Source organism: Shewanella sp. 10N.286.51.B8 (genome assembly GCF_041469325.1).
Taxonomy (GTDB): domain Bacteria; phylum Pseudomonadota; class Gammaproteobacteria; order Enterobacterales; family Shewanellaceae; genus Shewanella.
In genome coordinates, this window is record NZ_JBFRKG010000035.1 from 47,564 (window position 1) to 65,915 (window position 18,352).

15 protein-coding genes are annotated in these 18,352 nt (G+C 44.1%); 14 read left to right on the top strand and 1 reads right to left on the bottom strand.

Translation table 11 applies throughout. The annotated features are described in order from the left end of the window. Nucleotides 1–12 precede the first annotated feature (12 nt). The 6 genes from AB4160_RS13810 to AB4160_RS13835 are packed head-to-tail and all read left to right on the top strand — an operon-like array spanning nucleotide 13 to nucleotide 7,379. Nucleotides 13–960, top strand: coding sequence for a DmsE family decaheme c-type cytochrome (locus tag AB4160_RS13810; protein WP_102439425.1), 948 nt, complete (start codon nucleotides 13–15; stop codon nucleotides 958–960). A 15-nt stretch (nucleotides 961–975) separates the two neighbouring features. Further along, nucleotides 976–2,967, top strand: coding sequence for an MtrB/PioB family decaheme-associated outer membrane protein (locus tag AB4160_RS13815; RefSeq protein ID WP_372005079.1), 1,992 nt, complete (start codon nucleotides 976–978; stop codon nucleotides 2,965–2,967). Nucleotides 2,968–3,011: 44 nt separating this feature from the next. Then, nucleotides 3,012–5,525, top strand: a complete 2,514-nt coding sequence (locus tag AB4160_RS13820) for a DMSO/selenate family reductase complex A subunit (RefSeq protein WP_372005081.1) — start codon at nucleotides 3,012–3,014, stop codon at nucleotides 5,523–5,525. A gap of 11 nt (nucleotides 5,526–5,536) precedes the next feature. Further along, nucleotides 5,537–6,205: a DMSO/selenate family reductase complex B subunit gene (locus AB4160_RS13825; RefSeq protein WP_102476156.1), complete on the top strand. Its 669-nt coding sequence runs from the start codon at nucleotides 5,537–5,539 to the stop codon at nucleotides 6,203–6,205. 46 nt (nucleotides 6,206–6,251) lie between these two features. Continuing rightward, on the top strand, nucleotides 6,252–6,914 hold the full coding sequence (locus tag AB4160_RS13830) for a molecular chaperone (protein WP_303411508.1): 663 nt from the start codon (nucleotides 6,252–6,254) through the stop codon (nucleotides 6,912–6,914). Between the two features lie 12 nt (nucleotides 6,915–6,926). Next, complete coding sequence (locus AB4160_RS13835) at nucleotides 6,927–7,379, top strand: hypothetical protein (protein WP_102439421.1); 453 nt, start codon at nucleotides 6,927–6,929, stop codon at nucleotides 7,377–7,379. 111 nt (nucleotides 7,380–7,490) lie between these two features. Here the strand turns inward: AB4160_RS13835 and AB4160_RS13840 are convergent, their stop codons facing one another. After that, the gene (locus AB4160_RS13840; protein WP_372005083.1) at nucleotides 7,491–8,432 is read right to left on the bottom strand and encodes a helix-turn-helix transcriptional regulator; all 942 of its coding nucleotides are present in this window, start codon (nucleotides 8,430–8,432) and stop codon (nucleotides 7,491–7,493) included. A 185-nt stretch (nucleotides 8,433–8,617) separates the two neighbouring features. Here AB4160_RS13840 and AB4160_RS13845 point away from each other — a divergent pair, with 185 nt between their 5' ends. The 8 genes from AB4160_RS13845 to ompR all read left to right on the top strand — a co-directional run bounded on the left by AB4160_RS13845 (nucleotide 8,618) and on the right by ompR (nucleotide 18,342). After that, entirely contained in the window at nucleotides 8,618–9,568 is a 951-nt protein-coding gene (locus tag AB4160_RS13845; RefSeq protein WP_372005086.1) for a DmsE family decaheme c-type cytochrome, read from the top strand. 14 nt (nucleotides 9,569–9,582) lie between these two features. Then, entirely contained in the window at nucleotides 9,583–11,577 is a 1,995-nt protein-coding gene (locus AB4160_RS13850) for an MtrB/PioB family decaheme-associated outer membrane protein (protein WP_372005088.1), read from the top strand. Between the two features lie 33 nt (nucleotides 11,578–11,610). After that, nucleotides 11,611–14,154 (top strand): DMSO/selenate family reductase complex A subunit, encoded by a 2,544-nt coding sequence (locus AB4160_RS13855; protein ID WP_372005090.1) that lies wholly within the window; start codon nucleotides 11,611–11,613, stop codon nucleotides 14,152–14,154. Nucleotides 14,155–14,168: 14 nt separating this feature from the next. Then, the gene (locus tag AB4160_RS13860) at nucleotides 14,169–14,789 is read left to right on the top strand and encodes a DMSO/selenate family reductase complex B subunit (RefSeq protein WP_102439416.1); all 621 of its coding nucleotides are present in this window, start codon (nucleotides 14,169–14,171) and stop codon (nucleotides 14,787–14,789) included. 200 nt (nucleotides 14,790–14,989) lie between these two features. After that, nucleotides 14,990–15,610 carry a 4Fe-4S dicluster domain-containing protein gene (locus AB4160_RS13865; RefSeq protein ID WP_102439415.1) on the top strand — a complete coding sequence of 207 codons (621 nt, stop codon included), beginning with the start codon at nucleotides 14,990–14,992 and terminating at the stop codon, nucleotides 15,608–15,610. 256 nt (nucleotides 15,611–15,866) lie between these two features. Further along, nucleotides 15,867–16,343, top strand: coding sequence for a transcription elongation factor GreB (gene greB, locus AB4160_RS13870; protein ID WP_372005093.1), 477 nt, complete (start codon nucleotides 15,867–15,869; stop codon nucleotides 16,341–16,343). 301 nt (nucleotides 16,344–16,644) lie between these two features. Then, nucleotides 16,645–17,421, top strand: coding sequence for a hypothetical protein (locus AB4160_RS13875; RefSeq protein ID WP_102439413.1), 777 nt, complete (start codon nucleotides 16,645–16,647; stop codon nucleotides 17,419–17,421). A gap of 195 nt (nucleotides 17,422–17,616) precedes the next feature. Next, entirely contained in the window at nucleotides 17,617–18,342 is a 726-nt protein-coding gene (gene ompR, locus AB4160_RS13880) for a two-component system response regulator OmpR (RefSeq protein WP_102475949.1), read from the top strand. The last annotated feature ends 10 nt before the right edge of the window (nucleotides 18,343–18,352 follow it).

Below are 18,352 nucleotides of genomic sequence, written 5' to 3' on the forward strand. Positions count from 1 at the left end.
TCAGGTAACTTGATGAACTGGTATCGTAAATTCATAACCTATATCAGCATAACGCTCTGTTTATGCTCATTTAGTGCTATCTCTGCGCCATGGGATGACATGCCAGCAGACCAATTAGAGCAACAATTAGTTGAAAAGTTCGCTGCTGGTAAGTATTCCCCTAAAGGGGCAGACAACTGCTTAATGTGTCACCGCAAAAATGACAAAGTCATGGATATCTTCAAAGGCGCCCATGGCAACTTAACTAATAGTGACTCGCCAATGGCGGGGCTGCAGTGCGAAGCTTGTCATGGCCCTCAAGGTAACCATAACCGTGGCGGCAAAGAGCCAATGATCCAATTTGGCCAAGACAGCAAGTTATCAACCCAAGCACAAAATACCGTTTGTCAGGGCTGTCATAACGATCCAAAACAAATGGCATGGCATAACAGCACCCATAATCTTGAAGAAGTTGCCTGTGCTGATTGCCATAACATCCACGCAGCTAAAGATCCTGCCCTAGACAAACTAACCGTTAACGATACCTGCACTAGTTGTCATAGCCAAGAAAAAGCTGACATGAATAAGCGCTCATCTCATCCACTAAAATGGGATCAAATGACCTGTGTTGACTGTCATTCTCCCCATGGTTCTATGACTGAAAGCGCGTTAAATAAACCTTCTATTAATGACACTTGTTATAGCTGTCATGCAGAAATGCGCGGCCCAGTGTTATGGGAACATGCTCCAGTGACTGAAAACTGCGTCACTTGTCATAACCCACACGGCAGCGTTAACGAATCTATGCTCAACAACCGTGCTCCGCAGCTTTGTCAGCAATGCCATGCCGATGATGGCCATGCCAGCCGCGTAGTACCACAACCAGGAATGGATGCCTTTGGCGGCGGCAAAAGTTGTTTAAATTGCCACAGCCAAATTCATGGTTCTAACCACCCTGCTGGCAGCTTGCTGCAACGCTAAATGAGGACAACAACAATGAATTTTAAACTTAATTTTATTACCGCCTCATTAGTGATTGCCTCAGCCCCCGCTATGGCGGCTGACTTTGCGGTAGGTAAAGCCAATACCGCTAATGTTGATCAGCAAAAATATCAATGTCAGCGCTGTGAAGCTAACACTGGCTATAACGGCAGTATCAGTGTTGCCGCGGGTTACATTAGCAGTGATGATGTTCATGCTGCTAATGCCTTTGGTACTGATCAAGACGGCTTTGTTACTGCCGTTAGCGGTGATGTGAACTACCAAGGCGATAGCGGCTATCAAGCGAGCATTCAAGCTAACCAACTGGGGTTTGAAAACAGCTCAGCGAATGTCAGCGTCGGTAAAGCTGGATTGTTCTCAGTTGATGCCGATTACCAATTATTGACCACCTATCAATCAGGTGATGCTCAAAGTCAGCTTTATTATGACGATGGCATGATGGTGCCAAGTGACGAGCCATACACCTTTGAGCTATCACAGCAACGTGAAAAAATGGGCTTTGGTGCCAAAGTTAAGCAAGATTTTTATCAAGGCTACCTGCGTTATGAAACCGAAGATAAAAGCGGTTACAAGAGCAGTAGCATTGTTACCCCAAGCCCAGTAAATATTGGTTTAGTTGTCGACTCGACCACTGATTCATTTACCGCAGGCGCAGCGCTTACTGGCGACAACTGGTTAACTGAGCTGAGCTACTTTGGTAGCCAGTACAAAAATAATGTTAACGATCTGAGCTTACCGTATTCATACGACTTGTATGCTGCAACCCCAGACAATGAAGCCCATCAAGTATCACTGTCGGGCCAATATCAATTAAATCGCACTGTGATGTCAGGGCGCTTTATTGTTGGCCGCATGATTCAAGATGATGACCTCATTCAAGTGGCTGGTAATCCAATCCAAAACTGGGATGGTGAAATCGACACCACTGATGCGAGCTTCAATATCACCTCAATGTTGAGCAACCGTTTACGTCTGGGTGCCAGTTATGACTACAGCAACCGTGAAAACAACAGCTCGGTATTTGAATTCCAGCAATACGACTTTAATAGCTTAAGTGGCAGCTTCAAAGAAAACGTTGCCACTGATATCGAACGCTCAAGCTATAAAGTGAATGCCAGCTACCGCATCAGCAGTGGTTACCGCTTACAAGCAGGTTACGATCGCAAAGATGTTGAACGTACTTACAGCGACCGCGAACAAACTAACGAAGACAACCTATGGGCCAAGTTCAGTATTCGCGCCATTGATAACGTCAATATCAATGTTAAAGCCAGCCACAGCAATCGCGGCGGCTCTGAGTATTTAACCAATGAGCTAACGTCATCTGAAGATAACAGCCTAATGCGTAAGTACTATCTTGCTGATAGAACCCGTAACGATATCGAGCTGCGCGTTAATCACAGCCCGCTTGATTGGTTAAGCATCGACTTCACTGGACGCTACGCCATAGATGACTATGACGATACTGTTATCGGCTTAACGGAATCAGAAGATTACGGTTACGACATCAATGTAAACCTACAACTTAGCAAGCAATTATCAGCTTATGGTTTTGCCGGACAACAGTGGATTAATTCAGCTCAAGCTGGCAGCCAAAATTATAGCGACCCTGATTGGTACGCCGATATTGAAGACAAATTTATCAATATGGGCGCCGGCGTGAGCTACGGCGGATTAATGCAGGATCAACTGACTTTAGGGGCTGATTACCTATTCAGTAACTCAAGCAGTGATACCTACGTTACCAGTGATGGCACCACGCCATACGGTGATTATTATTCTTATAACCATAGCGCCAGCTTATATGCCAACTACGCCTTAAGTGACGACATGGCCTTAAAGCTGACGTACCGCTACGAACGCTATTACGACACCGATGATGCTCAAATATCGCCAAATGAAGTCCCTGGAATGGTGACGCTAGGCGAGCTTAATCACAATTATAACGCCCATCAGATCATGCTGAATTTCAGCTATCTGCTGTAGTCGTTACCAACGCGCTGAAAAAATTTTAGTAAGAGGATTTAATAATGGAACGCAGAAGTTTCTTGAAAATGAGTGCGGCTTTAGGTTGCGCTGCAACAGTAACCGGCTGTAACACCAGCTCAAAAGATGCCGAGCCACTACCACCAGAAGTACCTGTTGATGAGACCTTAACTTGGTCAGCATGCTTAGTAAACTGTGGTTCAAACTGCCCAGTAAAAGTATTTAGTCAAGACGGCATCATTACTCGCGTTGAAGCGGATCATGAAGTAGAAGATGAATACGGCCTACATCAAATCCGCGCCTGTGCCCGTGGTCGTTCATTACGTCAACGTACCTATGCAACTGACCGCTTAAAAACCCCAATGAAGCGTATTGGCGAGCGTGGTGAAGGCAAATTTATACCTATTACTTGGGAAGAAGCAGCATCAACTATTGCTACCCAGCTAAACAAAACCATTGCTGAGCATGGTAACAAGTCTATCTTTAGAAGTTACGGTTCAGGTGCTTATTACGGTTTTGCATCAAACGCCTGCTTTAACCGTCTATTCAACTTAGTTGGCGGCTGCTTAAGCTACTACGGTAACTACTCTTGGGCGCAGCAAATTGAAGCGGCTAAGCATACCTTTGGTACTAGCAGCACTGCTGGTTCTTCTACAGTAACCTTAGATCAAAGTGACTTCTTATTAGGTTTTGCTTATAACCCAAGTGAAATTCGTCAATCAGGTTCTGGTGAAGGTTATGATTACCTTAACGCACTGCAACGTAACAACGGCCTAAAAGTAACCTTAATTGACCCGCGTTATACCGACTCAATGTTAGGTAAAGAAAGCACTTGGTTGCCGATCCGTCCAGGAACAGATGCTGCGCTTGCTGAAGCAATGGCATACATCATGATCAGCTCAGGTTGGGTTGAGCGCAATAGTATCGACTTCATTAATAACCATACTGTTGGTTATGATGCAGCGTCGATTCTTGCTCAAAAGCTAGCGTTTGAAACCAGCGGCGATGCCACTAAAATTGAATATGCCCAGCATATGAACTCTGAAGATAACTACTATGATTACATCATGGCGCAGGGTATCTACAGCGATCGCGCCCCGCGCACTCCAGAATGGGCCCAATCTATTACTGGTATTCCAGCAGCTAAAATAAAACAGCTTGCTGACGATTTAATGGCAGCCCAAAAACCCTACATAGTTGCAGGCGCTGGCGTTAACCGTCAGGCAAATGGTGAGCAATCAGTCCGCGCCATTTATATGCTTAGCGTATTAGCTGGTAAGTTAGGTGTTGAGGGCTCATCAAACGGTGAGCTACCAAACATGACAAGCGCATACCGTGCAGGGATCCCAACTGGCGCTAACCCAGTTAAAGAACAGATTTCATTCTTCTGCTGGTCTGAAGCGATTCACAATGGTGAAACCATGACGGCTCGTACTCATGGTGTTACCGGTACTGACGGTTTAGATACCCCACTTGGAAACAACATCAAAGTGATCATCTCTGCATCTGACAGTTCACTACTGAACCAACACGCAGACATTAATGGTACGGCTGAAATCTTAAAAGATGAAAGCGGCGTTGAATTAATTGTCTCTTGTGACTGTTGGATGACGCCTGGTGCTAAATTTGCCGACATCATCATTCCTGATACCTCTTGGTTAGAATCAAATGACTTAGTTAATGACTCATATGCATCTGGTTCGCTTGACTATATTACTGCAATGAAAGCAGCTGTAGAGCCAATTTGGGACTGTAAGTCAATGTACCAAGTATCAGCAATGATTGCTGATGCTATGGGTGTTGGCGCCGAATTTACCGAAGGCAAAACTGAAGATGATTGGTTAGAAGAGCTTTATCAGCAAACGAAAGCAAATGCCGGTAACGCAGATATCAAACCAGCCTTCCCAGCAACGTACAAAGAAGCACAGGACATCGGTTTATTCCGTAACAACACTCATAATCGTCACGTGGCACTAGAAAGCTTCGTCAATGGCGGCGAAGCACTATCAACGCCATCAGGCAAAATTGAAATCTATTCAGCTGAACTTGCTTGGCGCGCAGCGAACTGGGAACAAGACAAGTACAAAGGCGACATCATCACACCACTACCACAGTACACAGTGACTTGGGACGGTTACGAAGATGAAGACACTAAAGAAGATTACCCACTGCAATTAGCGGGTTATCACACTAAAGGTCGTACTCACTCAAGCTATCACAACGTACCTTGGTTACGTGAAGCGGTAGAAGATGCGGTATGGATTAATGCCATTGATGCCCAAGAATACGGTGTGGCTTCTGGTGACAAAATCGAAATGTATAACGAACGCGGCTCAATTGAAGTGGTAGTACGTATCACTCCACGTGTTGCTCCTGGCATTGTGGCTTTAGGTCAAGGCGCTTGGTTCTTACCTGATCCAAATGGCAGAGCAGGCCAGACCGGTAAAGTGATCGATATTGGCGGCGCAATTAACTCGTTGACTAAATATGCACCAAGCCCAGTTGCAAAAGGCAACCCACAGCACACAAACCGTGTTCAAATTCGTAAAGCTATTTAATGGAGGCTACCATGACCGAATCAACTCAATACAGTTTCTACCTTGATACGACTAAATGTACAGGTTGTAAAGCCTGCCATATTTCTTGTAAAGACCGTCAAAGTGGCATTATTCGCGAAGGCGATAAGCCAACAGAAGGCGGTGTACCTGCATTAAATGGCGTTAATTGGCGTCGTGTTTATGAATACGGCGGTGGCAGCTGGAATGTAGACCCAAGCACAGGCTCTTTTGAGCAAAATGTGTTTAGCTACTATGTGTCAATTGGCTGTAACCATTGCAGTGAGCCTGTTTGTGTTAAGGCGTGTCCTACGGGTGCGATGCATAAACGTCGTGAAGACGGCTTAGTCCATGTGGCAACTGACTTATGCATTGGCTGCAGTAGCTGCGCCAGAGCTTGTCCATATGATGCACCGCAATTAGACCAAGAACGTAAAGTGATGACCAAGTGTGATGGCTGTTACGACCGACTAGCAGAAGGCCGTAAGCCTATGTGTGTTGACTCTTGTCCAATGCGCGCAATGGACTTTGATACCGTTGAAAACATTAAAGCTAAATATGGTAATGGTGATGCCCATATCGCACCCCTACCACCAGAAGGTATTACTTCACCTAATTTAATAATAAAAGCGAATAGAAATGGCGGCCAACAAGGTGACATTCTCAATTTTGCAGAAGTATAACTAAATAATGGCGCCCTTCGGGGCGCCTTTTAACAGGAATGAAATAATGACAGACGCGACTACTCATGATGCTTACTTAGAGCTACAAGCTATTGCACGTTTACTGCATAACGTTTTATTGGACTATCCAACCGAGGATTCAATCCAGTATTTTGTCAGCAATCAATTAAACCTGACTTGGCCTGCACTACAAGACTCTGAGGCCAATAAGCAAGGTAAGTCATTATTAGGCCAATTCTTCTCACAATGGCACCCTGAACAAATCAACGACATTAAGCTTGATTACGGCCAGCTCTATTTTGGTCCCGGTGAGCCTAATGCTATGCCTTGGGGCTCAACTTACCTAGGCGAGCAACAAATCCTCAATGACGACTCGACCATTAGCCTAATGAACTTTTACAAGCAATTAGGCATTAGCTTCGAGTTGAAATTTAACCAACCAGTAGACCATATCGCTTTGTTCTACGCGGTCATTGATCAATTACTGCAGCAATTAATTGATGAGCCAGACAATAAGCCAGCTAAAGAAGCGCTTATGGTGTTATTGCAACAACACATGTTGCCATGGTCGGGTCGTTGTCACGAACTCGCTATAAAACATGCTGAAACCGATTTCTATAAAGGCATTGCCCTACTAGCAGGCGATTTTGACACAGTACTCGCTAACACATTAAATATCATCCCAATGCCAATGCGTTTATTTCGCTAGTAGGAAAAGCTTATGAGTGTCATTCGATCCGTCGCCCAGCAGTGGAACAAAGCAGACTTTGCCCAGCAATTACAATTGTACTTTGCCCAAGATAAGGCCATTGGTGAGTTATTTGTCGGCGCAACGCCTTGCTCGACAGTGTGCAGCCTCATCGCCGCGATGATCGAATTACCGCCCAAGCCTAAAAATGAACATTACAGCATGGATATGGAGCAGGTTTTTGATACCTTGTTTCAGTGCTTTTTATTGATGTTTATTAAGGAGCTGGAGCATAAACTGCTGACACAACCCGAGCAGTTAATTATGTCGTTGGCAGTGCATTATGCACAAACCATTAGAGATGATGCGCAATACGCCAACTCAAACCTACAAGACAACAGCCAACGAGTGTTAACCGCCATGGCGCGTTTAGAATCTGAGCGCAAGCAACAGCGTAAACAGCAATATAATATGGGTAAATGTTAACTGCGATAGTAGTTGAAACGATAGTAGTTGAAGTGATTAGGACTGTAGCAAATGCGGCTCCACTGGTGAATAACTAACGGATTCACCAGTCACTCATCGGCAGCTAAGGTATTATTTAGTAAGCAAGAATTCACTTGGGGAAATGCCCATAGTTTGATTAAAGATTTTAGTTAATCTGCCCTGATCGGTAAAACCACAATCACACGCGGTCAGCTTAATATTGCCATTATTCATTTCTAATAATCTGCGCGCTTTTTTATATTTAACATTATTAATTAATGTCTTAAGTGATATTCCCATTTCTTCAACCACTTTTGTTAATGAACGTGGTGAAATACCTAATATAAATGCCAAAGAAGAAATATTAAGCTTATTAATTGGGATCATATTACTTGCCGCTATAAGCAAATCATAATCAGTAATTCTTTTACTTAGAAACATCGGATTATAAACTTTACTATCACACAACTTAGAAACAGAAAACACAAACTTACCCACACTTGTATCATTCGTGCCGAATTTTGTATCAACAGGAAAATCTAAATACTTTAAATACTCTTCACTCTTTAAACTGAACTCTGCTGTTATCGTTCCTGTGGCAGAAATATTTGGCTGACTCATCATTTTAATTAAAAAACTATAAAGTAATAAGTCATTAAATTTCCCATGTAAAGCAGACCTAGAGACTAAACTAACTGTCTCATTCGTTTCCACTAAACTCCAATTGTGATTAATTCTCATCCCATGAATATTTTCATAAAAATCAACCAGCTGAGAAGCCATATCGGCATCATTTCTCGGGGGTGCCATTCGATAAAATGCTTGCAGCCAAGTGTCTGTGCATACTTTCATTAGTTCGCTAAAAAACTCTGCGTTATTTGTTTGTTGCTCAATACATTCCAACATTTTAATGGGAGCACTGCTACTGATTAAATCATCATCAGACAAACTTCTTATTACATCAAACTCTTCTGGCAATATAACATTATTATCTTGGCAATAATTTAAGATTGCTTTAGCTGTTAAAGCTGGTCTTACTAAAAATTTAATCATAGACACCTCCTGTGAATACTATAAAACAACCATTATTTTTTGCCTTTACATTTAAATTGTTTGTGACCGAGTTCAAACAATGTTTTTTTTAGAAAACGATAAAAGGCGAAATATACACAGGTAAAAAGTAAAATATATTTAGTTACTGGTATGTGTAGATTGGTTAAAATTATTAAGGTGCCACGATGAAACATAGTAAATGTTATTCCAGATTATTGACCTTGTTGTTATTTGGTGGCAGCGTTTTAACAGCTAATGCCACCCCATGGGATGACCTCAGTTCAACACAATTAGAACAACAGTTAGTTGAGAAGTTCGCTGAAGGCAACTACTCCCCTAAAGGCGCCGACAACTGCCTAACCTGTCACCGTAAAAATGAAACCGTCATGGACATATTTGATGGCGTGCACGGTAACATTGCCAGCAGCGACTCACCTATGGCAGGCCTACAGTGTGAAGCTTGTCATGGCCCACAAGGCCAGCATAATCGCGGCGGTAAAGAGCCGATGATTGCTTTTGGTAAAGACAGCAAATTGTCTGCCCCAACCCAAAATACCGTTTGCCAAGGCTGTCATAACGACCCTGAGCAAATGGCGTGGCATACCAGCACCCATAATCTTGAAGAAATTGCCTGTAGCGATTGTCACACCATTCATGCCGCTACTGACCCCGCGTTAGATAAGCTGTCGGTGAATGACACCTGTACTTCATGTCACACCCAAGAAAAAGCCGACATGAACAAGCGCTCATCACACCCAATGAAATGGGACCAAATGACCTGTATTGATTGTCATGCTCCCCACGGTTCAATGAGTGAAAACGCCTTAGTTAAACCAACCGTTAATGACACTTGTTATAGCTGTCACGCCGAAAAACGCGGCCCATTCCTATGGGAACACGCCCCGGTGACTGAAAGCTGCGTGTCATGTCATAACCCCCACGGCAGCGTCAACGACAATATGCTTGATAGCCGCGCACCGCAGTTATGTCAGCAATGTCATGCACCCGATGGGCACGCCTCTCGCGTTGTACCTGAGCCGGGGATGGATGCCTTTGGTGGTGGAAAAAGCTGCCTTAACTGTCACAACCAAATTCATGGTTCTAATCACCCAGCTGGCAGTCTGCTGCAACGCTAATGGAGAGCAAGATTATGTCATTTAAATTGAATCTTATTACCCTGTCACTGCTGGCGGTATCCACCTCAGGCATGGCAGCTAACTTCGGGGTTGGCAACGCCAATACCGCCGCGGTTAATACCCATAAATATGAATGCAAACGCTGCACTAACGTCGTCGGTTATAGCGGTGAAGTGAGTGTTGCTGCAGGCTATAACGACATCAGTGACATTCACGCTGGCAATGCCTTAGGCACCGCCAAAGATGGCGGTATTGCGGCAGTTAGTGGTGATGTGTGCTTTAACAGCGAGTCTGGTTATCAAGCCCGCATTCAAGCCCATCAGCTAGGCATGGATAATGGCTTTGCTCATATCTCTGGCGGTAAAGCGGGCTTGTATGAATTTAGCCTCGATTATGATGCGATTAAAACCTATAAAGCCGGTGATGTAGAAAGCAATCTGTGGCACAACGATGGCATGTTAACCCCATCTGATGCCATCAACAGCTTTGACTTAGCTCAGCGCCGCGAAAAAGTGGCCCTCGGCATGGAGTACGGTCAAGACTTCTATGGCGCCTTTGTGAAATACAGCCAAGAAGATAAAACCGGCCATAAATCAGCCAGCCTGGTATCACCAAGCCCGATTAACTTCGGCTTACCCACCGATTCTCGCACTAAGCAGTTAGATGCTGGAGTGAACTTATCTGGTGAAAACTGGCTCACTGAGTTGAGCTACTTTGGCAGTTATTATCAAAACAATATCGACCACTTAAGCTTGCCTTATGCCAATGATGTGTACTCAGCAGCGCCAGATAACCAAGCCCACCAGGTGGCGTTATCAGGTCAGTACCAGCTCAATCGCACCGTGATGAACGGCCGCATTGTGACAGGCCGGATGATACAAGATGACAACCTCATTCAAGTAACGGGTAACCCGCTACAAAACTGGGATGGTCAAATTGACACCCTTGATGGTCGTTTTGCGCTGACCTCGATGCTCACTAACCGTTTACGTTTAGGCGGCAGCGTTGATTACAGCAAGCGTGATAATAAAAGCTCAACCGCTGAATTTGCCCAATACAACTTCAATAGCTTAACTGGCGCCTTTAGACAAAATACCCCGCAAGATATTGAACGTAACACCTATAAAGTCAATGCCAGTTACCGCATCGCCAGTGGCTACCGCTTACAAGCCGGTTACGACCGCAAAGAAGTGGAACGCACCTTCAGTGACCGCGAGCAAACCAATGACGACAACCTATGGCTAAAATTCAATGTCCGCGCCTTAGACAAGGTTAATTTTAATCTTAAGGCCGAGCACGCTAATCGCAGTGGCTCTGACTATGAAGCCAATGAGCTGACCTCATCTGAAAATAACGCCCTGCTGCGCAAGTACTATTTAGCTGACCGCACCCGCAACGCCGTTGAATTAAAGGTGAACTACACCCCTATCAACTGGATGAGTCTGGACATCAGCAGCCGTTATGCCCAAGACGAGTATGACGATACCCAAATCGGCCTGACTGAATCTGAAGATTACGGTTATGACGCTAACCTTAACATCGCCTTTAATCAGCATGTTGATGGTTACGTGTTTGCTGGGCAGCAATGGATTAACTCAAGCCAAGCAGGCAGCCAACGCTTTGGCGCAGCAGATTGGATGGCTGACATTGAAGATGAATTTATCAACTTAGGCGCAGGCGCAAGCTACGGCGGCCTGATGCAAGACAAGCTCACCTTAGGCATTGATTACTTATTCAGTAACTCAATCAGTGACACTGATGTCACCGCCGAAACCATGAATCCGTATGGGGATTACTACTCATACAACCACAGTGCCAGCATGTACGCCGATTACGCCTTGAGCGAGCAAATGGCACTGAAATTAACTTACCGCTATGAACGCTATTTCGATACCGATGCAGCCAACGTAGGGGTCAATGATATTCCGGGGATGATTACTCTGGGTGATATCAACCATAACTACAACGCACACCAAGTGATGTTGTCGTTTACCTACCAATTGCGCTAAGCCGCATCGTTAATGCTACGAGAGGATATATCAATGGAACGTAGAAGTTTTTTAAAAGCCAGTGCCGCATTAAGCTGCGCAGCAACGGTAACCGGTTGTAAAACCAGTTCAGATGATGCCAATGTCACCCCAACTCCGCCACCTGTGGCCGATGAGCAAATGAATTGGTCTGCCTGTTTGGTTAACTGTGGTTCAAACTGCCCAATTAAAGTATTTAGTCGTGATGGGGTAATTACTCGAATTGAAGCTGATCATGAAACCACTGACGAATACGGGGTTAACCACCAAATCCGTGCCTGTGCCCGCGGCCGCTCTTTAAAGCAACGCACCTATGCACCAGATCGTTTAAAAACCCCAATGAAGCGTATTGGCAAACGTGGCGAAGGTAAGTTTGTACCTATCTCATGGGACGATGCTTACGCAGAAATTGCAGCGAAACTACAAGAAACAGCAAGTACACATGGCAACGAGTCAATCTACTTTAACTATGGAACTGGCGCCTACTACGGTTTTGCAAACAATGCTGCCACTTGGGGTCGATTACTTAACCTAAATGGTGGATTCTTAAACCATCATTGGGATTATTCATGGTCGCAAGTTTACATGGCGGCAATGGCCACTTATGGCGACAAATGGGACTCGATTGGTGGTTCAAGTTTGGCTGAAATCGAAAACAGTGATTTATTCATTGGTTTTGGTTTTAATCCAAACGAAATTCGTCAATCAGGTTCTGGTGAAGGCTATGACTTCATCAAAGCACTTGAAAATAATAAGCATAGTATCGAAGTGTATATGGTTGAGCCGCGCTATACCGACTCAATGCGTGGTAATGAACACAAGTGGTTAGCTGTTCGTCCAGGTACTGATGCAGCGCTTGCTGAAGCCGTTATTCACCACATGATTGATACTGGCTGGGTTAACGATAACTCTGCCGCTTTCTTAGAAAGCCATTGTGTTGGTTATAGCAAAGCGTCACTTGAGCAACTAAAAGCTGAACTAGAAGTTGAACAAGACCAAAACAAGCGTGAACACGCACAATATATTAACCCTGAAGACAACTACCATGACTACATCATGGGTATGGGTAAATACCTTGGACAAGGCGCTCGCACCCCTGAGTGGGCTGAAAAGATTTGTGGTGTTACCGCTGACAACATTCGTGAACTTGCAACCAAGTTAATGAATGCTAAAGCTCCATACATCTCTGCCGGCGCAGGTGTCAGCCGTCATGCTAACGGTGACCAAAATACTCGCGCAGTTTATATGCTTTCTATTATGACGGGTAAACTCGGCCAAGCGGGTGTTAGCACCGGTGCCATGCCATCAAGCAACCAGTTCCCACTTGGTGGTGGTTTGCCAGCTGGTAACAACCCAGTTGATATTACCATTCCTTGTTTCTCTTGGTCTGATGCCATTGTCCGTGGTGAAGAATTTACTGGCACCACTGACGGCGTTCGTTACGCTAGCAACGCCTTAAATGAAATCGAAGACAACAACAGTGCCAAGTTAAACAGCAACATCAAAGTGATCATTAATACTTCAAGTAACATCTTGATCAACCAACACTCTGATAGTAACGGCACCGCTGAAATCCTCGCTGATGAGAGTAAATGTGAGCTGATTGTTGTTTGTGATTGCTGGATGACGCCTTCAGCTCGATACGCCGATATTATTCTGCCTGATACCACTTGGCTTGAGTCAGAAGATCTTGCCGATGACAGCTATGCATCAGGTCAAATGGCTTATGCAACCATGATGAGTTCATCGCTTAACCCGCTAGGTGATGCAAAATCAATGTATGACATCTGTGCTGGTATTGCAGACAAAATGGGTAAAGGCGGCGAATATACTGAAGGTAAAACAGGCCGTGATTGGTGTGAAGAGATTTACGCTGGTACCCGCGCTGCAAATACTGATGTTGATATGCCAGCTACCTATGGCGAAGCGCAAGAAGTGGGCTTATTCAGAAAGTATATGGCTAACACTGTTGTTGCCTTAAAAGACTATGTAGCTAATCCTGCAGCAGCTCCAAGACCTACCATCAGTGGCAAAATTGAAATCTACTCAGTGTCTTTAGCTAAAAAAGCCGCTACTTGGACCTTACTTGATGGCGATGAAATTACTCCGCTACCAAAATATGTAGTGACATGGGATGGCTTCGAAGATGAAGAAGCAGCAAAAGATTACCCATTACAGCTATGTGGTTTCCATACTAAAGGCCGTACTCACTCAAGCTACCACAACGTACCTTGGTTACGTGAAGCGGTTGAAGATGCAGTATGGATGAACCCAAAAGATGCCAATGCCAGAGGTATTACCCAAGGGGTAAAAGCACAAGTATGGAACGACCGCGGCACAATTGAATTACCTGTTCGTGTCACACCACGTGTGGCACCGGGTGTGGCAATGGTTGGTCAAGGCGCTTGGTATACACCAGATCCAGCAGGCCGTGTAGGTCAGTCTGGTCATATTATCGATGTTGGCGGTTGTATTAATACCTTAACCAAATACCACCCAACTCCGGTGACCAAAGGTAACCCACAACATACCAACCGTGTACAAATTGCAACAGCTTAATGGAGTAAATAACAATGACCACTAATATCCAATATGGTTTTTATCTCGACACTGCTAAGTGTACTGGTTGCAAAGCGTGCCAAGTATCTTGTAAAGATAGAAAAGACTTACCAGTCGGTATCAACTGGCGCCGTGTATATGAATATGGCGGCGGACAATGGGTTGAAAACCAAAACGGTAGCCTAGAGCAAAACGTATTCACTTATTACACCTCAATTGGCTGTAATCACTGCTCTGAGCCTGTTTGTGTAAAAGCTTGCCCAACAGGGGCAATGCACAAACGTCGTGAAGATGGCTTAGTGCACGTGGCAACTGATTTATGTATTGGCTGTAATAGCTGCGCTAGAGCATGTCCATATGATGCGCCACAACTAGACCAAGAACGTAAAGTAATGACCAAGTGTGATGGTTGTTATGAGCGTCTAGCTGAAGGTAAAAATCCAATGTGTATTGACTCTTGCCCGTTACGTGCAATGGACTTTGACACCATGGACAACCTCCGCGCTAAATATGGTAATGGTGATGGCCACATTGCACCTTTACCACCAGAAAGCATTACATCGCCGAACTTGATTATTAAAGCGAATGTGAATGGCGGTCGTGATGGTGAAATCGTCAACTTCTCTGAAGTTTAAGACGTCATAAAGCCAATTAGCTAGCCAAGTATATTGATACTTGGCTAGCTTTTTTAGCATAAATAATCGTATTTAATGTGACCTAAGTAGGGTCATAGAATAAAACCCAAAAAATCACCACATTTCCATGTAGCATAGCTAATACAGCATCACGTTAATTACTCTTTATCCGCGCTATAACTGGTATTATCAACAAGCCTATGACTGCAGAAATTACCCAATATGGATTCTATTTTGATACACGTAAATGTGTTGGCTGTAGAAAATGTCATCGCGTGTGTAATAAAAAATTTGATGTGGAAAAATCCGTCAGCACTCGACGGGTCTATAAATATGGCGATGAACGCATTCCTACGGCATTATCAAAACAACCCAATATCTCGACCTATTATTTATCAGTATCCTGCAACCATTGTAGCGAACCAGTATGCGTATTGGCCTGCCCAACAGGGGCGATGCATAAACGTGCCAAAGATGGCTTAGTTCATGTTGCTCAAGAGACATGTGTTGGATGCGGTTCTTGCGCCCGTGCTTGCCCTTATGAAGCGCCCCAACTCGACCCAACACGTAAAGTGATGGTCAAGTGCGACGGTTGCTTCGAGCTAATCGAGCAACAGAGCCTACCTTTGTGCGTCGATGCCTGTCCAAAAGGCGCATTAGACTTCGGCTTGATCCATGAGTTAAGAAGCAAATACGGCACTGAAGTAAATATCTCTTCATTGCCTTCAGCACACATTACCTCCCCCAATATGCTTTTAGGTGGACAGCCAATAACCTCCTCGACTAATAAACCCAAGGGCAACATGGGTAAGCGATATTAGTTTTCTTTATTGGCCATATGACTAACGTTATAAATGACCTTAAGTAACTCATCTGAGTTGATAATGCTAACGTTAAAATGTGCGCTAAAAATCATCACCAATTAAGTCCATTCTATTCGCACGGCTTTATGTGATTGGCGATAGCATCAAATCACAGTATATTGAGTTTATGATGTCGGCCATGTTCTCAATACGCCGCTATCGACGCGCTGTTATTAACGCGATAATCACTGAATTCGTTATTAAGGCTAACTACGTGAAAACCAACCTCATCACCCCTGAAGGGATGACTAAACTCAAAAATGAGCTCAATTATTTATGGCGTGAATATCGTCCTGAAATCACCAAAAAAGTGACTTGGGCGGCGAGCCTTGGTGACCGCTCCGAAAACGCTGACTACAAAGAGAATAAACGTTTATTACGACAAATTGATGGCCGAGTGCGGTTTTTACGTAAGCGTATCGAAAACTTAAAAGTGGTTGAATATGCCCCTGAGCAAGAAGGTAAAGTGTTCTTTGGCGCTTGGGTCGAGATTGAGAATGATGCTGGCGACACCTTGGCATTTCGTATTGTCGGCCCCGATGAAATTTACGGCGATGCCAAGGGCTATATCTCCATTGATTCACCCATGGCACGAGCATTATTGAAAAAAGAAGTCGATGATGATGCCGTTGTTCCCACCCCCAATGGCCCCCAAGATTGGTATATCAATAAAATATCCTACACCGTTTAGCTAATAGAAAACCTCAAAGCCTCAAACAAAAGTAGAATTTTGCACTGCAAAGCATGCAGTTTAAGGCTGTTTTAGCTACTAAAATTTGCCCTATAGATATATTTAACTAGACTTAAAGTTGTATTTATTTAGCTGGCCTTAACGATATATAGTGCTTTAGCGCTTAGTTTTTAATCTTGGTTCAAGCGCTGATAATAGTACTGTCTATAGCCAAATCGCTGAGCTTTCAAGCAAAAGTCCATTCACCCCCTAATACCTGCATGGAAGCGAGCTTTGAATAAGATGAATAAAAGGATTTTTTATGTACAGTAAAATCTTTTGGGCTGTTGGACTGCTTGTTGTTAGCTTTAAGCTAATGGCGCTGAGCTATGTACCGCAAAATATTGTCGGTAACTGGCTCAATCAGCAAACAGATTACATTGAGCTATTACAAATCAATGAAGACGGCTCCTACCTGCAACTGGGGCTTGACCTACTCCAGCCTGAAAATAGCTTTGCCGAATGGGGCAGTTATACCTTATCTGAAAGCAGCAACTTTGCTGACTTACCGCTGATCATTAGTTTTAACCCCACCTTCAGTAATAATCCTGCAGAAGGCTTGATAACATTGCTCACTGACCGTAGTAAAAGCCATGTCTATATCAATGCCAGTGCCAGTGCCGAGCGCTTACAGCTCAATATGGACTCCCAAAGCGACAGCTCAATTGATGTCATTATTGAATATCATCAGCTGCAGGCTCAAAGTATTGAAGGTTATTGGTACAATCAGGAGTTCGATGATTTATTTGCGGTATTGATGCTCAATAATGGCTTGTATGTGCAATTACAAATCAACTTGGATCATGATGATGAAAATACCGGCATGGAGTGGGGTCAATATCAACACCAAATGGACTCAGGCGAAGTCTACTTTCAAGCTGAATACGATGATAACCAACAAATCGGCTTTAACCGCTTAAATGATATCGCCGCTGCCGCGTTTAATATTAAGCTGCACGATAACCAGCTTATTTTTTTATTGGACAGTAATGATGATGGCGTGATTGACTCCTGTTCAACCTTATTGCGTAAAAACTGATTTAGTTACAATTTCCCTTAATCAATTTAATGCCATTAAAATCACTTTTTTTCATAGACTTAATCCTTGTTATTGATCATATTACCCCTCACAATTAGCAAACAATTCATCCAGCGCTTGTTTGCACTCTTATAAAGTCGCTATATTTAGCTTAATAACTGTATTTAGTGCCGAAATTTAGCCAAAGGATATGTCATGGGCCAAGAAACATCTAAAATTCTCGTTGTCGATGATGACATGCGACTCAGATCATTATTGGAACGTTATCTGCTGGAGCAAGGTTACCAAGTTCGCAGTGCAGCAAATGCCGAGCAAATGGACCGCTTATTAGAGCGAGAAAACTTCCACCTGTTAGTGTTAGATTTAATGCTTCCCGGTGAAGATGGATTATCGATTTGTCGCCGCTTACGCCAACAAGAAAATCCCATTCCTATTATTATGCTGACCGCCAAAGGCGACGAAGTTGACCGTATTATTGGTCTAGAGCTTGGCGCTGATGATTACTTACCTAAGCCGTTTAATCCGCGGGAATTGCTCGCACGTATTAAAGCCGTTATGCGCCGTCAAACGGCTGAAGTACCAGGTGCGCCAGCGCAACAAGAAGAAGTCATTAGCTTTGGTGAGTTTTCCCTTAACCTCGCCACTCGTGAGATGTTTCATGAAGATAAAAGCATTGCCTTAACCAGTGGCGAGTTTGCGGTATTAAAAGTGTTGGTTTCACACCCTAGGGAGCCACTATCGCGGGACAAACTAATGAACCTTGCCCGTGGCCGTGACTACTCTGCACTTGAGCGCTCAATTGACGTACAAGTATCCCGTCTGCGCCGCTTAATTGAAGTCGATGCTGCTAATCCCCGCTATATCCAAACGGTTTGGGGTTTAGGTTATGTGTTCGTGCCTGACGGCACCGCTCGAGGTTAAGCCTTATTAG

Excerpts from the sequence above, each read along its gene's own strand:
- AB4160_RS13810 (WP_102439425.1), top strand. The coding sequence starts at position 13 with ATGAACTGGTATCGTAAATTCATAACCTATATCAGCATAACGCTCTGT.
- AB4160_RS13815 (WP_372005079.1), top strand. The coding sequence starts at position 976 with ATGAATTTTAAACTTAATTTTATTACCGCCTCATTAGTGATTGCCTCA.
- AB4160_RS13820 (WP_372005081.1), top strand. The coding sequence starts at position 3,012 with ATGGAACGCAGAAGTTTCTTGAAAATGAGTGCGGCTTTAGGTTGCGCT.
- AB4160_RS13825 (WP_102476156.1), top strand. The coding sequence starts at position 5,537 with ATGACCGAATCAACTCAATACAGTTTCTACCTTGATACGACTAAATGT.
- AB4160_RS13830 (WP_303411508.1), top strand. The coding sequence starts at position 6,252 with ATGACAGACGCGACTACTCATGATGCTTACTTAGAGCTACAAGCTATT.
- AB4160_RS13835 (WP_102439421.1), top strand. The coding sequence starts at position 6,927 with ATGAGTGTCATTCGATCCGTCGCCCAGCAGTGGAACAAAGCAGACTTT.
- AB4160_RS13840 (WP_372005083.1), bottom strand. The coding sequence starts at position 8,432 with ATGATTAAATTTTTAGTAAGACCAGCTTTAACAGCTAAAGCAATCTTA.
- AB4160_RS13845 (WP_372005086.1), top strand. The coding sequence starts at position 8,618 with ATGAAACATAGTAAATGTTATTCCAGATTATTGACCTTGTTGTTATTT.
- AB4160_RS13850 (WP_372005088.1), top strand. The coding sequence starts at position 9,583 with ATGTCATTTAAATTGAATCTTATTACCCTGTCACTGCTGGCGGTATCC.
- AB4160_RS13855 (WP_372005090.1), top strand. The coding sequence starts at position 11,611 with ATGGAACGTAGAAGTTTTTTAAAAGCCAGTGCCGCATTAAGCTGCGCA.
- AB4160_RS13860 (WP_102439416.1), top strand. The coding sequence starts at position 14,169 with ATGACCACTAATATCCAATATGGTTTTTATCTCGACACTGCTAAGTGT.
- AB4160_RS13865 (WP_102439415.1), top strand. The coding sequence starts at position 14,990 with ATGACTGCAGAAATTACCCAATATGGATTCTATTTTGATACACGTAAA.
- AB4160_RS13875 (WP_102439413.1), top strand. The coding sequence starts at position 16,645 with ATGTACAGTAAAATCTTTTGGGCTGTTGGACTGCTTGTTGTTAGCTTT.
- ompR (WP_102475949.1), top strand. The coding sequence starts at position 17,617 with ATGGGCCAAGAAACATCTAAAATTCTCGTTGTCGATGATGACATGCGA.